Annotated in this window: 14 protein-coding genes and 1 pseudogene; 8 read left to right on the top strand and 7 right to left on the bottom strand. The window is 34.5% G+C overall.

Features of this window, described 5'->3' with window-relative positions; translation table 11 throughout:
- Positions 1-22: 22 nt before the first annotated feature.
- Positions 23-1,123, bottom strand: coding sequence for a fatty acid desaturase family protein (locus G551_RS0114075; protein ID WP_027886158.1), 1,101 nt, complete (start codon positions 1,121-1,123; stop codon positions 23-25).
- 151 nt (positions 1,124-1,274) lie between these two features.
- Between G551_RS0114075 and G551_RS0114080 the strand changes: the two genes are divergently transcribed.
- Positions 1,275-2,027, top strand: coding sequence for a cation:proton antiporter regulatory subunit (locus G551_RS0114080; RefSeq protein WP_027886159.1), 753 nt, complete (start codon positions 1,275-1,277; stop codon positions 2,025-2,027).
- A 40-nt stretch (positions 2,028-2,067) separates the two neighbouring features.
- Positions 2,068-2,697: a 16S rRNA (guanine(527)-N(7))-methyltransferase RsmG gene (gene rsmG / locus G551_RS0114085; RefSeq protein ID WP_027886160.1), complete on the top strand. Its 630-nt coding sequence runs from the start codon at positions 2,068-2,070 to the stop codon at positions 2,695-2,697.
- 84 nt (positions 2,698-2,781) lie between these two features.
- Here the strand turns inward: rsmG and pruA are convergent, their stop codons facing one another.
- Positions 2,782-4,407 (bottom strand): L-glutamate gamma-semialdehyde dehydrogenase, encoded by a 1,626-nt coding sequence (gene pruA / locus G551_RS0114090; protein ID WP_027886161.1) that lies wholly within the window; start codon positions 4,405-4,407, stop codon positions 2,782-2,784.
- A 144-nt stretch (positions 4,408-4,551) separates the two neighbouring features.
- Between pruA and G551_RS0114095 the strand changes: the two genes are divergently transcribed.
- Together G551_RS0114095 and G551_RS0114100 are read left to right on the top strand one after the other, a co-directional pair.
- Positions 4,552-5,271, top strand: a complete 720-nt coding sequence (locus tag G551_RS0114095) for an NRDE family protein (RefSeq protein WP_027886162.1) — start codon at positions 4,552-4,554, stop codon at positions 5,269-5,271.
- A 141-nt stretch (positions 5,272-5,412) separates the two neighbouring features.
- Entirely contained in the window at positions 5,413-6,234 is an 822-nt protein-coding gene (locus tag G551_RS0114100; RefSeq protein WP_027886163.1) for a peptidase associated/transthyretin-like domain-containing protein, read from the top strand.
- Between the two features lie 15 nt (positions 6,235-6,249).
- On the opposite strand, the gene apaG is transcribed toward G551_RS0114100, so the two are convergent.
- The 5 genes and pseudogenes from apaG to G551_RS0114120 all read right to left on the bottom strand — a co-directional run bounded on the left by apaG (position 6,250) and on the right by G551_RS0114120 (position 8,881).
- Complete coding sequence (gene apaG / locus G551_RS0114105) at positions 6,250-6,636, bottom strand: Co2+/Mg2+ efflux protein ApaG (protein ID WP_027886164.1); 387 nt, start codon at positions 6,634-6,636, stop codon at positions 6,250-6,252.
- 1 nt (position 6,637) lies between these two features.
- Positions 6,638-6,910 (bottom strand): hypothetical protein, encoded by a 273-nt coding sequence (locus G551_RS0114110; protein ID WP_027886165.1) that lies wholly within the window; start codon positions 6,908-6,910, stop codon positions 6,638-6,640.
- A 155-nt stretch (positions 6,911-7,065) separates the two neighbouring features.
- On the bottom strand, positions 7,066-7,281 hold the full coding sequence (locus tag G551_RS16860) for a hypothetical protein (RefSeq protein WP_027886166.1): 216 nt from the start codon (positions 7,279-7,281) through the stop codon (positions 7,066-7,068).
- 99 nt (positions 7,282-7,380) lie between these two features.
- A pseudogene (locus G551_RS17000) lies at positions 7,381-7,506 on the bottom strand (DUF3667 domain-containing protein); the annotation flags it as partial.
- Positions 7,507-7,630: 124 nt separating this feature from the next.
- A complete protein-coding gene (locus G551_RS0114120; RefSeq protein WP_027886167.1) occupies positions 7,631-8,881 on the bottom strand; it encodes a type IX secretion system plug protein in 1,251 nt (416 codons plus the stop codon).
- A 184-nt stretch (positions 8,882-9,065) separates the two neighbouring features.
- Between G551_RS0114120 and G551_RS0114125 the strand changes: the two genes are divergently transcribed.
- The 4 genes from G551_RS0114125 to G551_RS0114140 are packed head-to-tail and all read left to right on the top strand — an operon-like array spanning position 9,066 to position 13,110.
- Complete coding sequence (locus G551_RS0114125; protein ID WP_027886168.1) at positions 9,066-10,409, top strand: Na(+)-translocating NADH-quinone reductase subunit A; 1,344 nt, start codon at positions 9,066-9,068, stop codon at positions 10,407-10,409.
- Between the two features lie 16 nt (positions 10,410-10,425).
- The gene (locus G551_RS0114130) at positions 10,426-11,595 is read left to right on the top strand and encodes an NADH:ubiquinone reductase (Na(+)-transporting) subunit B (protein ID WP_027886169.1); all 1,170 of its coding nucleotides are present in this window, start codon (positions 10,426-10,428) and stop codon (positions 11,593-11,595) included.
- A complete protein-coding gene (locus G551_RS0114135; RefSeq protein ID WP_027886170.1) occupies positions 11,595-12,353 on the top strand; it encodes a Na(+)-translocating NADH-quinone reductase subunit C in 759 nt (252 codons plus the stop codon). Before G551_RS0114130 ends, G551_RS0114135 begins: the two co-directional genes overlap by 1 nt.
- A 34-nt stretch (positions 12,354-12,387) precedes the next feature.
- Positions 12,388-13,110 carry an NADH:ubiquinone reductase (Na(+)-transporting) subunit D gene (locus G551_RS0114140; RefSeq protein ID WP_373294425.1) on the top strand — a complete coding sequence of 241 codons (723 nt, stop codon included), beginning with the start codon at positions 12,388-12,390 and terminating at the stop codon, positions 13,108-13,110.
- The last annotated feature ends 21 nt before the right edge of the window (positions 13,111-13,131 follow it).

Genomic DNA, 13,131 nt, shown 5'->3' on the forward strand with positions numbered 1-13,131 from the left:
GGTTTTTTAGATAGGTTTTAGTTTAAACAGTAATTGCCGGTTTTGTTCCCATTTCTTTTAAATGCTTGAAATGAGCAATAATTGCGGCGCGGGTTGTTTTATATTCGTGGTAAGGAAGGTTACATTCCTTAGCCGTTTCTTTAACGATTTTTGAAATTTTTGAATAGTGAATATGACTAATATTCGGGAAAATATGATGTTCTACCTGATGGTTTAAACCACCGGTAAACCAGTTGACAATTCTATTTTTTGTTGAAAAATTTACTGTGGTAAACAATTGATGAATTGCCCAAGTGTTTTTCATTGAACCTTTATCGTCAGGGAGTGGCATTTGTGTATTTTCGACCACGTGCGCTAATTGAAAAACGATGCTCAAAATAAGTCCGGCAGTATAATGCATAATAAAAAAGCCGAGTAAGATCTTCCACCAAGCAATATTCATAATGATCATAGGGAGAATGATCCAAATGGCAATATAAAGTGCTTTCGTGATCGCTAATGTACTCCATTGTCTTATTGGGCTAGGCATTTTACCGTACGCGAGTTTTCTTTTTAAATACCTGCGGGTTTGTTTAAAATCGGTAGTAATTACCCAATTAAACGTAAGTAAACCGTATAAGAAAACAGAATAATAATGCTGAAATTTATGAAAACGTCTCCACTTTGAATGTTCGCTAAAACGAATTACACGACCGGCTTCTAAATCTTCATCGTGACCGTGAATATTAGTGTAGGTATGGTGAAGTACATTGTGCTGTACTTGCCAATTGTAAACATTACCGGCAAGAATATACATGCTGCCGCCCATAATTTTATTTACCCATTTTTTTGAAGAATACGATCCGTGATTGGCATCGTGCATTACATTCATCCCAACTCCGGCCATCCCGACTCCCATCACGATAGTTAACAAAAGCATCCACCATTGTGAAATGTCTAAGGTAAGCATTATAAAATACGGAGTAAGAAATAGGGAGAACATGATAATGGTCTTTAAATGAAGTTTCCAATTACCGGTTCTCTTTATATTATTTTCTTTAAAGTAACTATTTACTCGTTTATTTAAAGTTCTGAAGAATTTTGCAGAGTCTACTCTAGAAAATTTTATGGCAGATTGTGTCATTGTTATAGATTCCTTAAATGTGTTCAAAGTTAAAAATTAATCGCTATAATAAACGCCTTTCTATTCATAAAGATTCAATTATCTATTTTTAAAACGAATTTTATTCTATTTTTAGTACTTCAGCGTTCACTCTAAATAAATTTACGCAGTTATGTTGGCGGCAGTTTCACTATTCGTAATAATTACACTTTCAGCTTTGGTCACCAAAGTGGCTGCCATTGCATTAATGCATACCGGTTTATCTACCGAGATTGCTAAGTTTCAAGCGCGTTCTGCTTACACGGGTTCTGGTTATACTTCACAAGAAAGTGAAAAATTAATGAACCATCCCGTACGTAGAAAAATTGTGTATATGCTCATGCTTATTGGTAATGCGGGGATCATTACTACTTTATCTTCGTTAATGTTAACTTTTTTACTGCCAAATAATCGTAGTTCATTAGTCTATAGTTTAATATTTATTGTGGTGGCACTTTCAGCCTTATGGTTTGCAATTAAAAGTAAGGTGGTCGATCGTTGGTTGTCGAAAATGATCGATAGAGCTTTAAAAAAATATACCAATATCGATGTAAAGGATTATGCGGCAATTTTGCATTTATCGGGAGAATATCAAATTTCAGAATTACGTGTACGTAAAACCAGTTGGTTAGCCGGGAAGACATTATTAGAGTTAGATTTAAAAAGTGAAGGGATAAATGTGTTGGGTATTCAGCAGAAAAAAGGCGAATATATTGGTGCTCCGGGTGGTGACGATGTTATTAATGCCGGCGATGTAATTACAATGTATGGTAAAGCTGAAATCTTTAAAAATATCGATGCGAGAGACGATGATTTTCTTGGCGATTGGAACCATCAAAAAATTGTAGAATTAGAAAAGAACGAAGAAAATAAAAATCAATTTTAGCATTAGAGATATTCCTTTAATTTTGTCAAAAAATATTCCCTTGAAAGAAGTACTTAAATATTTTCCCGATTTAACTGAAGATCAACTCGAGAAGTTCACGAAGTTAAAAGACCTTTATAAAGATTGGAACCTAAAGATCAATGTGGTTTCGCGTAAAGATATCGACGAGATCTATTTGCGTCACGTTTTGCATTCGTTGGGTATTGCAAAAGTGCAGCAATTTCAACCGGGTTCTACGGTGATGGATGTAGGAACCGGAGGTGGTTTTCCCGGTATTCCGTTAGCGATTCTTTTTCCTGAAACACAATTTCATTTAGTAGATAGTATCGGTAAAAAGATTAAAGTGGTAAATGAAGTAAAAGAAGGCTTGGGGTTAGAAAATGTAAAAACTTCTAATTGTCGAGTTGAAGAAATTGATGAGCAATATGATTTTATTGTAAGTCGTGCCGTAGCTCAAATGGAAACTTTTGTGCGTTGGGTAAAAGGAAAAATTAAAAAGAAAAGTAACCATGAACTCAAAAACGGAATTTTGTACTTGAAAGGCGGAGATCTTTCTGAAGAGTTAGCGAAATATGAAACCGCTAAAATTTATAATTTATCAGATTATTTTGAAGAAGACTTTTTTGAAACCAAAAAAGTAGTGCATCTTCCGATGAAGTTTAAAGGTTAATTAAAGTAATAATCATTTCATTTGAATTCATAAAAAAAGCCTCACTAAATTGTGAGGCTTTTTTGTTTTTCTTCAGAAAAGAAATTAGTCCATAAACGGATATCTATAATCGGTTGCCGGTACAAAAGTTTCTTTAATTAAGCGTTGAGATACCCAACGTTGTAAGTTTAATTTAGAACCTGCTTTGTCGTTAGTTCCGCTGGCTCTTGCTCCACCAAAAGGTTGTCTTCCAACCACAGCTCCGGTACATTTATCGTTAATGTAGAAGTTACCTGCAGAATTTTGTAACATATCGGTTGCTTGTGCAGCAGCGTAGCGATCTTTAGAGAAAACCGCTCCGGTTAATGCGTAAGCACTTGTATTATCTACTTCGACTAAAGTTTCTTCCCACTTTTCATCTTCGTAAACATAGATAGTCACCACAGGACCGAATAACTCAGTTTCCATGGTCGTGTAGTGTGGGTCTGTAGTTACGATTACCGTTGGTTCAACAAAATAACCTACAGATTTATCGTAGTTACCACCAATAATAATTTCTGCTTTCTTATCTTTTTTAGCTTGGTCGATATACTTCGCTAATTTATCGAAAGAACGCTCGTGAATCACCGCATTGATAAAGTTGCTCATATCTTCAGGAGAACCCATTTTAAACGATGAAATATCTTCGATCAGTTCTTCTTTAATCTGAGGCCATAAGCTTTTTGGTAAATATATTCTCGAAGCAGCACTACATTTCTGCCCTTGATATTCAAAAGCACCTCTAGAAATTGCGGTAGAAACTTCTTTAGGGTTTGCAGAAGGGTGAGCAATGATAAAATCTTTACCACCGGTTTCTCCTACAATTCTAGGGTAAGTTTTATAAGTGTGAATGTTGTTTCCGATTTTTGCCCAAATATCTTTAAATACTTCGGTACTTCCGGTATAATGAATTCCGGCAAAATCTGGACTTTTTAAGATGACATCGGTAATCATTGCAGGATCACCCATAACCATATTAATCACACCATCTGGTACACCTGCTTCTTTAAATACTTGCATTAAAATTTCCGCAGAAAATACTTGGCTGTCGCTAGGTTTCCAGATTGCAACATTCCCCATTAATGCCGGTGCAGAAGGTAAGTTACCGGCAATTGCGGTAAAGTTAAACGGAGTTACAGCATAAACAAACCCTTCTAATGGTCTGTGTTCAACACGGTTCCAAGCAGTTTCGTCAGATTCTGGTTGGTCGTTGTAGATCTCAGACATGTATTCTACGTTAAAACGTAAGAAATCTGCAATCTCACAAGCTGAATCAATTTCTGCCTGATAAATATTTTTAGACTGCCCGATCATTGTCGCTGCATTTAATTTATAACGGTAAGGACCAGAAATTAAATCGGCAGCTTTTAAAAATACCGCAGCGCGTTGTTCCCACTCTAATTTAGCCCATTTTTTACGAGCTTCTAAAGCAACATCGATCGCTTTTTCGATATGTTTTTTTTCAGCTAAATGATAAACACCTAAGTTGTGTTTATGATCGTGTGGCGGATGCATCGTTGCCGTTTTTTTAGTTCTAATTTCTTCAGAACCTATATAAAGTGGCACATCTACATTTTTGTTATATAAATCTTTATAAGTGAGTAATACTTCTTCTCTTTCCGGGGTTCCGGGTGCGTAACTTTTAACGGGTTCGTTGTTAGCCGGCGGAACGTGAAAAAATCCTTTCCCCATAATGTATTTTGGTTTTTTATTGTTAATAATTGTTTGGATAAAGATAGATAAAATCTAAGAACTTAAAACTCACAAGAATGTAAGGTTTTATTAATTTCTGTTAAGTTTTATTAAGGCTGAAGTAGTTATGTTATTTTTGAATATATGTGTACAATATCTTTTATTCCTTCCGTAGAAAATTCAACAGAATTTATTTTTACTTCTAATCGAGATGAAGCAAGTAACCGACCAACTTTAGCACCTGAAGTTTATACTGAAAATGGCATTCAACTTCTTTATCCGAAAGATGAAATTGCCGGCGGAACTTGGATCGCTGTTAGTGAACAACAAAAATTAATTTGTTTAATGAATGGAGCTGAAAAAGCACATCAACGACAAAAAGATTACCGAAAGAGTAGAGGCGTGGTTCTGAAAGATCTACTCTTGGCTTCAGATTTTAATAAAGCGGTTGAAAATTATGATTTTGTCGGAATCGAGCCATTTACCATGATCTATGTTTCTTGGCAAGAGAAATTAGAGCTTCAGCAATTAAGTTGGAATGGCGATGAGGTGAAACTTTCTAATTTACCAGTAAAACCTCATATTTGGTCGGCATCGATGACGTACACTTCAGCAATGAAAAAAGAACGGCATGAGTGGTTTGACGATTTTATTTCAAAACAAAATTTAGTAGAAATAACTTCAGAAAAAGTTTGGCAATTTCATCACGAAGCCGGTAAAAATGATAAAAATAACGGATTTATTATCGATCGTGGTTTACTAAAAACAACGAGTATCACACAAGTGAAATTTGAGGAAAATGAAATTAAAATGAAGTTTGAAAACCTTTTAAAAGGTGAAACGACAACGAAACTTTTAGTTTAAAGCAAACGGAGCGCGTAATATTCATCATTTGTCTAAGTCTTTATGTTGAAGTTGTAAATGAATTAAAAAATGAAAAATGTTCTATTTCTAATTATAGTAAGTCTTATTTGTGTAAAATCTTATTCGCAATCGTTTAAAATTTTGGATGTAGAATCTCATAGGCCGATTTCGTATGCTAGTATTTTCTACAACGGTAAAGGACTTTATGCGAATGGTAATGGAGAATTTCGAATACCTAATAATATTGAAGATGACACTGTAATTAGAATTGAAGCAATGGGATTTGAGGCTTACGAATCGTTGGTCAGTAACTTAAAGCCTGAGGTTTACTTGTCGCCAAAAATTGATGAGTTAAATGAAGTTGTAATCGAAAAAACGAGAGAGACGACAGTAGTTAAAGAAGAAAAGACAACTAAGAATTTTGGTAGCTTTCCACTAAGAGTTGAGCAAGAGTTTGTTAGTGTGTTGTTTCCTAATGAAAAGATTAAAAATAGTTTCTTTAATAAGATTACGATCTTTTTTAATAAAAGCAGGGGTTTTAATCACAAAAGAAAAGAACTGCAGGAGAAGCGTTCTGCAATGCGTTTAAATATTTATAAGTACGATGCTAAAAGCGAGGCGGTATTCGGGAAATTATTTAGTAGTGATGTCTTTTTTGTAAATCGTTATCATAAAGATGAAATATCTGTTGATATAAATAGCTATATACCTTTTTACGAAGAAGGAATTGCAATTGGAGTTGAGTTTTTAGGCGAGGTAAATGAGCAAATGGAATTTGTCGAAGACGATGAGTTTGCTAGAGGACCAGCATTAACGGAAAGGCAGAGTGATGATTATGAAGCAGAATCTTTTCTTCGCTATTTTTTAGCTGAAAATCCAGCGTATAAATCTTTTTCAGAAATATTTAACGAGCATGGGTATGATATGCGTAATCTTCAATTACGATTGGAACTTGTAAAATAAATACGAGAAAAAATTTTAGTTTAAAGCAAACGGAGCGCTCAATTTAAATGAAGGAATATTTACTTTAAACTTTCTTGTTGAAGTAAAATTAATCATATCGTAGTAGCCGCTCATAGCTCCAAACGGAGAGGTAAGTTGGCAACCACTGGTGTAAGTATGAGATTCACCGGGTTTTAAAACCGGTTTTTTACCAATAACTCCTTCGCCTTTAACAATTAGATTTTTGTTTAAAGAGTCTTTGATCTTCCAAAAACGTGAATTGAGTTGTACAGAATCGTTGCTTTGATTTTCGATAGTGATTTGGTAACCAAAGGCAAAATGAATTTGGTAGTTTTTCAAGAAAGTACCTTGAAAACTAGTCTTTACAGAAATTTTTATTCCTCTGGTAACTTGTTGAATCATTTTAATAAACTGCAAAGGAAGCCAAAATAGCTAAGCCTGTTGTTGTGATTGCTAATATAGCAAATATAACATTTAAAAACACAAATTTAAAGAGGGTTTTTAAAATGCCTTGTTTGTAAAATCCTCTCAAAGCAAAAAATAGATAGACGGCGTAACTTAAAATAAATAAAACAGTTAACCAGTTTGAATTGAAAAGATAATGAAAAAATACGCTAAAACACATTAAGAAAAAGAGCATCGTTTGTGAGTGGAAAGCAAATACCAAATGTTCCATATACGTGTAATTTGTTCGGCAAAAGTAAGCCATAAAATAAACGTGAATACCGGTATAAAAAAGAAGATAATAAATGGTAATTTGCCTATTGCATAACTGGTAAATGAGCCGGGTTCTGTCATTACTTTGTCAACTGCGATCGCTCTTTTAAATAATCAGCGGTTGTAAAAATTGTCTTTATGGTCAAGCTCTTCTAGAGATTTTGAAATGCTTTTTTCAGAATTTAATTTATCGAATGCTAAGTAAATTTCAATTTTCTTGGTCGATCTTTCAGTAAAACCAAGCGTGTCTAATTCGTTTTCAGCAAGTAGTTTGATCTTTTTGTAATCTTCAATGGTAGCGTTGTTTTGATTGCCAACATCAATAAACACATCATCTCTGTTGTTGTTTAAAGAGAGACCGTAAAGTAAAAAGAAAATAATTGAAACGCTTAGGTAAAACCGAAAAGGGTTTGCGTATTTAGCTCGCTTACCTTTAATGTATTCTAAAGAAATTTTACCGGGCTTAAAAATGAGTACATTTAACGTACGGTAAATTCTAGAATCGTAAGAAAAAATACTTCCGAAGAATTCATTGAAAAAATCGTTGAAACTCAGTTTTTTATTCGAGTTTAACTGTCCGCAATAACTGCAATATTATCTTCTTTCTCAAGAGGAGTTTCACAGTTAAGGCATTGGTGGCTTCGATACTTTTTTACGAACCTAGATTTCTCCGTAAAAATTAATTGCTAATATTTCTGCTGTTAGCGCTTCCAACTCCAACAATACGATCATAGCGACCACCGACTTCACGGTAATAAGCTAAGATGGTATATTGGTTTTCGGTTTCGTCGAAATTACCACTATTAAAACCTTCATCGATACTTCCGTCGGGCATTAATAAAACGTATTTGTAGTTATAAAAACCTTGTTTAAATAAACGTTTACCTTCAAAAACATCGCGTTTAGAATTGTAAGGGAGTTTGGTAGATTCATCTAAATTAAAATTGTTGAAATTTCCGTAGATATGAATTTCGCCACCTTTTAGTTTTTCATAATTCGCTAAAGAAAAGTGTACCCAAGTATATTCAGCTTCGATCGTGGGATCTTCTCCTTGAATTGTATTTACTCGAAACTGACCGTTAATGTCGGGATCGTAGGTGTACGGATCATAAGAACGATTTTTGTTGGTAAATAAGTAAGTATTGTAAATATCCTTAAGTTCGATACTTCTAATATTCATCGTTGCGGCCCTTACATCTTTATTATCAAATTCTAGGTATTCGTTACCGCCCCAGAAAGCAGCTTCTTGATCGTAACGATAAACCAGTTCATTCCCTAAAGAATATTGAGGTTTAAGATTGTAAATCGAAGTTTGTAAATTGTTATTCTGAATAATAAGCGTTTTCAAATTTTGATCGGGGTTTCTAAAAATGATTTGATCAGAACCATCGACCGAAAAATAAACCACCTGTTTGGTGTCGATAAATTTAAGATTTCTCGAACGTTTAATTTCAGCTTTTACCAAGGCAATATCTTCGTAAACCATAAATTTTCTGGAGAAGACCAACTCTTTATCGTCGTTAAAAATTTTCAGCATATAATTACCACTAACCTTAAGTCTTCGGGTGTTTCTGTTAGGAATGTTTAAGGTGTAATGCGAATATATCTGTAGGGTATTAAAAGAGTTTTGATAATTTAAAATTCTCATATTATCAAAACCTTCCATATATTCATTCTTAGCTAAGTTGGAAGGTTGCCAGTTAAAATCGTAATGTTCGATGGTGTAGTAATAATCGGCTTCATCACCAATTAAATCATCAAAAGAAATGCTTAGTGTTTCTCCTAGAGCAATAATGGGAGTTCCACTAAATTGTGAATTTCCCTGAAATTGTATAGTTCTAATATAATCTGGCGGAGTGGTTTCTAAAGCCTGAGAAATACCTGAATATGCAATAAGAAGAAAACAAATATTGTTGAATAGATTTTTCATGAAATATAACTACTGAAATTTGGCCTAAATATAATTAAAAACTTTTCGTAAATACTATTTTGCTTAAAACTGAAGCGTCTTTATTTAGAATTGGTATAAATAAATAACTTCCATTTAACAAGGCTATAACATGAGGATTTAATTATTAAATTTGCAACCGCGAATATTAACTTATAACAGAATTATGTCAAAAGACATTAAAGTTAAAAAAGGTCTTAATTTGCGATTTAAGGGTGAAGCAGAGCAAACGCTTGTTGAAGCTCCGAGATCAAAGACCTTTGCTATTAAGCCTCCAGATTTTCACGCTGTTGTTCCTAAGCTTGTTTTAAAAGAAGGAGCTAAAGTACAAGCAGGTGAAGTAATCTTCTTTTCAAAGTATAACGAAGCTGTTAAATTTTCTTCTCCTGTTAGTGGGACAATCGTAGAAGTTGTTCGAGGAGCAAAACGTCGTGTTTTAGAAATTGTTATTGAAGCAGATGCTGTTAATTCTTATAAAGAATACGGTACTATGAGCGCTGAATCTTCAGATGCTGAAGCTGTGAAAACGAGAATTTTTGAGAGCGGTTGTGGTGCTTTTATTAAGCAACGTCCTTACGATATTATCGCTAATCCGGAAGATGCTCCTAAAGCAATTTATATTTCAGTTTACAATACAGCTCCTTTAGCTGCAGATCCTGAATTTATTTTACAAGATCAAAAAGCAGAATTTCAAGAAGGTATAAAAGCTTTAAAGAAGCTTACTGCTGGTAAGGTTTATTTGGCGGTAAATAAAAAGTCGTCAAATTTAAAAGATATTCAAGACGTAGAGATTTTAAATGTTTCTGGTCCGCATCCGGCAGGTAATGTTGGGGTTCATGTTCATGAAACTGAGCCAATTAATGGCGGAGATCGTGTTTGGACGGTAGGTCCTGAAGATGTTGCGATTATTGGTCGTTTGTTCTTGACTGGTAAATTCGATGCAAAACGTACGATCGCTGTAGTTGGAGCAGATGCAAAAGATAAAAAATACTTTAGAACGCTTTTAGGTACTAACGTTTCTGCGTTAGTAGGTGAAGTGAACGAGTCTGCATCTCGTATTATTTCTGGAGATATGTTAACCGGTCTAAGATTAACAAATAATCAGTTTGTTGGTTTTTACGATAACACGGTAACTGTAATTCCTGAAGGAAATAATTACAGAATGTTTGGTTGGTTACCATTTACATATAACAATATTCACTCGATGTCTAAGACTTCACTTTCTTGGATGTTCCCGAATAAGAAATATGATGTGAATACCAACTTAAACGGTGAAGAGAGAGCATTAGTAGTGACTGGAGAAATGGAAGAGGTAATGCCTTTAGATGTTTATCCAATGCAATTACTAAAAGCTTGTATGACTGGTGATATCGAAAAAATGGAGAATCTTGGTATATATGAAGTAATACCGGAAGATTTTGCGTTGGTAGATTATGTGAATACATCTAAAATTGAGGCGCAAGAAATTATTCGTCTTGGTTTAGATTTAATGATTACTGAAGTAGGATAAAAGGATCATAATATTTATGAAGTGGATACGTCAAAGGCTCGATAAGATAAAAGAGCCATTTTCCAAAGGAAAAAAATACGAAAAGTTCGCACCCGCAATCAATGCGTTAGATACTTTTTTGTTTGTGCCTAATCACACAACCCAAAAAGGAGCTCACGTAAGAGATGCGGTAGATTTAAAAAGAGTGATGATTACAGTGGTAATTGCTTTAATTCCGGCATTAATTTTCGGGATTTGGAATGCAGGTTACCAATATTTAAGTCAGATTCAAGAACAAGTTGGTTTTTGGGAAGCTATGGGAGAAGGAGCAATCAAGGTTTTACCGATGGTTGCAGTTTCTTACGCGGTTGGTCTTGGTATAGAATTCGCATTTGCTGTTTTTAGAGGTCACGAAGTAAATGAAGGTTATTTAGTAACCGGTTTACTTATCCCAATGGTGATGCCGGTAGATATTCCATTATGGATGGTAGCGGTATCTGTTGTTTTTGCAGTATTAATCGGTAAAGAAGCGTTTGGTGGTACAGGAATGAATATTCTAAACCCTGCCCTTACCGCAAGAGCTTTTGCTTTCTTTGCATACCCAACTTATATGTCTGGTAACGGCGTTTGGGTGAGTGAAGCAAGTGAGTTAGATGCAGTTTCTGGTGAAACAATTTTAGGGAAGCTAGCAGCAGGAACCGATGTTCCTTATAATACTATGGATATGTTCTCTGGTTTAATACCGGGATCTATTGCAGAAACTTCTACAATTTGTATTCTAGCCGGAGCTTTATTGTTAGTATTAACAAAAGTTGGTAGCTGGAGAATTATCGTAAGTGGTTTCTTAGGGGCTGCTTGTATGGCATTTATCTTTAATTTGTTAGGTGGAAGTTATCCTAATAACGATTTAATGAATTTCCCTTGGTATAATCATTTAGTAATTGGTGGTCTTGCTTTCGGTGTTGTATTTATGGCAACAGATCCTGTATCTGCAGCTCAGACTTACAAAGGAAAATGGATTTACGGTTTCTTAATTGGTTTGTTCGCGGTAATGATTAGAATCTTTAACCCGGCTTACCCAGAAGGAATTATGTTAGCTATTTTATTAATGAATGTGTTTGCTCCTACCATCGATCATTATGTGATTCAAGGTAACATCAAGAAACGTAAGAAGAGAGTTAAAGCACAAGTTAAAACAGCAGTATAATGGATAAGAGTAGTAACGCATATACATTTATATTCGCTATCATTATGGTAATAGTGGTAGGGTCTGTATTAGCTTTTGCTTCTATATCTTTAAAAGATAGACAAAATGCTAATGTGAAGCAGGAGAAAATGCAAAACATCCTGTATACAGTTGGTGTAGATTCAATAGAACAAAATGGTGAGTTGGTTCCGTTAACGCGTCCATTAGCAGAAGCCAATTTTAAAAAATACATCACTAATCAAATTGCTTTAAATAATAAAGGTGAAGTTATTGCTGAAGGAGATAAAGCCTTCAATGTAGATTTAGCTAAAGAATTAGGTAAAGACGATAATGAGCAACAATTTCCTTTATATGAAGCTGAAGTAGACGGGGAGAAGTATTATATAATTCCGCTTCGTGGTACTGGTCTTTGGGATGCGATTTGGGGTTATATCTCTTTAAAAGATGATGTGAATACTGTAAAAGGTGTTGTTTTTGATCATAAAGGAGAAACAACCGGTCTTGGTGGTGAGATTACAAAGGCTTGGTTTCAGGAACGCTTTGCAGATGAGAAAATCTTTGATAGTTCTGGTAACTTAGTGGGTGTATCTGTCGTAAAAGGTTACGGTGGTGGTAACAATAAAGATGATAATGCTGTAGATGCTATTTCTGGAGCTACAATTACCGGAGACGGTGTTACCAAAATGATCTCAAAAAGGCTAAAATATTACCTGCCTTATTTTAAGCAACAAACTGATATGAAAGTAGCAGTAAAATAAAATTTTTATGGCTCAAGAAAATAATAATACACAAATGTCAGAGAAAGAAGCTAAGAAGAAAGAAATGATTCTTTTCCTTTCAAGTTCAGAAGAAAAAGAAAGCTTCTTATCTAAGCAAAACTTAAAGTTATTATCAGATCCTTTAAATGATGATAACCCAATTACAGTTCAGGTACTTGGTATTTGTTCTGCATTAGCAATTACAGTACAATTACAAGCGGCAGTGGTAATGTCGTTAGCAGTAATGGTAGTAATGGCTTTTAGTAACATGATCATTTCTTTAATGCGTAACTTAATTCCTAGCCGAATTAGAATTATCGTTCAGTTAGTAGTAGTGGCTGCTTTGGTAATTTTAGTAGATCAGGTTTTAAAAGCATTTTTATACGATTTAAGTAAACAGTTATCGGTATTCGTTGGTTTAATTATTACTAACTGTATTGTAATGGGGCGTTTAGAGGCGTTTGCCTTAGGTAACGGTATTTACAAATCATTCCTAGATGGTATTGGTAACGCTGCCGGTTACGGTATAATTCTTGTAATTGTAGCATTTTTTAGAGAACTATTAGGTTCTGGTAAACTTTGGGGTATCGAAGTGCTTGGTCATAAAGGCGCTACTATGGCAGAATCTACAGGTCTTTACGCTTTAGGATATGAGAATAATGGTTTAATGTTATTGGCTCCAATGGCATTAATTATTGTGGGTATCGTGATTTGGATTCAACGTTCTAGAAACAGAAAATTAATAGAAGAAGCATAGTCAATACTGCTTTAAAAAGAT

Origin of the sequence: Mesonia mobilis DSM 19841, from assembly GCF_000423405.1 — a bacterium.
GTDB lineage: Bacteria > Bacteroidota > Bacteroidia > Flavobacteriales > Flavobacteriaceae > Mesonia > Mesonia mobilis.

Bases quoted from the DNA above. Each gene is read 5' to 3' on its own strand.
- G551_RS0114110 (WP_027886165.1), bottom strand. From the start codon at position 6,910: ATGGAACATTTGGTATTTGCTTTCCACTCACAAACGATGCTCTTTTTC.
- G551_RS0114095 (WP_027886162.1), top strand. From the start codon at position 4,552: ATGTGTACAATATCTTTTATTCCTTCCGTAGAAAATTCAACAGAATTT.
- G551_RS0114135 (WP_027886170.1), top strand. From the start codon at position 11,595: ATGGATAAGAGTAGTAACGCATATACATTTATATTCGCTATCATTATG.
- apaG (WP_027886164.1), bottom strand. From the start codon at position 6,636: ATGATTCAACAAGTTACCAGAGGAATAAAAATTTCTGTAAAGACTAGT.
- G551_RS0114075 (WP_027886158.1), bottom strand. From the start codon at position 1,123: ATGACACAATCTGCCATAAAATTTTCTAGAGTAGACTCTGCAAAATTC.
- G551_RS0114080 (WP_027886159.1), top strand. From the start codon at position 1,275: ATGTTGGCGGCAGTTTCACTATTCGTAATAATTACACTTTCAGCTTTG.
- G551_RS0114140 (WP_373294425.1), top strand. From the start codon at position 12,388: ATGTCAGAGAAAGAAGCTAAGAAGAAAGAAATGATTCTTTTCCTTTCA.
- G551_RS0114120 (WP_027886167.1), bottom strand. From the start codon at position 8,881: ATGAAAAATCTATTCAACAATATTTGTTTTCTTCTTATTGCATATTCA.
- pruA (WP_027886161.1), bottom strand. From the start codon at position 4,407: ATGGGGAAAGGATTTTTTCACGTTCCGCCGGCTAACAACGAACCCGTT.
- G551_RS0114130 (WP_027886169.1), top strand. From the start codon at position 10,426: ATGAAGTGGATACGTCAAAGGCTCGATAAGATAAAAGAGCCATTTTCC.
- G551_RS0114125 (WP_027886168.1), top strand. From the start codon at position 9,066: ATGTCAAAAGACATTAAAGTTAAAAAAGGTCTTAATTTGCGATTTAAG.